The 723-nt window shown below is 67.5% G+C and carries 1 protein-coding gene; it reads right to left on the bottom strand.

The annotated features are described in order from the left end of the window. Positions 1-90: 90 nt before the first annotated feature. The coding region (locus tag ABD191_RS29025) for an HK97 family phage prohead protease (RefSeq protein WP_344089160.1) at positions 91-723 on the bottom strand (633 nt) is incomplete at its 5' end.

Genomic DNA, 723 nt, shown 5'->3' with positions numbered 1-723 from the left:
CTTCGCCGCGATGGCGCGGGCTTCGGTGAGGTGGTGCTTGATCTGGTCGGTGAGCTCGCCAATCTTGACGGTCATGTCTCCTCGTTCCGGTTAAGCGCCCAGCTCGATCAGCTCGAGGTCCAGGCGAGTAAGCAGGCGGGAGGCGGCGGCACCGACCTTGGCGGCGTCCTCGACGGACGCTTCGCGGGGGCCTGGCGTGGTCCCTTCCTCTGTGCTGCTGGGGGTGGTTTCTGCTTTGAGCTCCTGGGCGGGCTGGACCTCCGGCTGCGGCGACGGCTGGGTGCCGTCGTCTGCGAGAGGTTCCGGCTGGCCGGTCTCTTCGATCTTGCTCTTCTCGGGCGTTGCCGCCGCGAGAACCTCACCGATGGCGGCGTGCGCCTTGGAGAGGGAGTCGTAGTTGGCCTGGCTCAGAACACGGCCGGCCTTCGCTCCGCGGGCCAGGCCGTGGGCCTTGGCTGCGAGGAGTTCGGTCTCCTGGTTGGCGCCGACCAGGCACGGCCCGACCTCGTGGAGCTTGAGGCGGCGCAGCTCGTAGTAGCCGCCCCACGGGTGCTGGTCGTCTTCAACCCAGGCGCCTTCCTTGACGTCATAGGCGAAGGAAAATTGGGTCACCCTGCGCCCCTTCAGCAGGCGGTACACCTGGGCGCTCGTCGGGTTCGTATCGAGGTCGTCGATCTGACCGGTGACCTCCAGACCCTGCAGGGTCTCGACGGCCTTGACGAC

The sequence above is a fragment of the Luedemannella helvata genome, assembly GCF_039528415.1.
In the GTDB taxonomy this organism is placed as follows: Bacteria; Actinomycetota; Actinomycetes; order Mycobacteriales; family Micromonosporaceae; genus Luedemannella; species Luedemannella helvata.
Note: the sequence above shows the minus strand (reverse complement) of the source record. Positions and strands in the feature narration are given on the sequence as shown.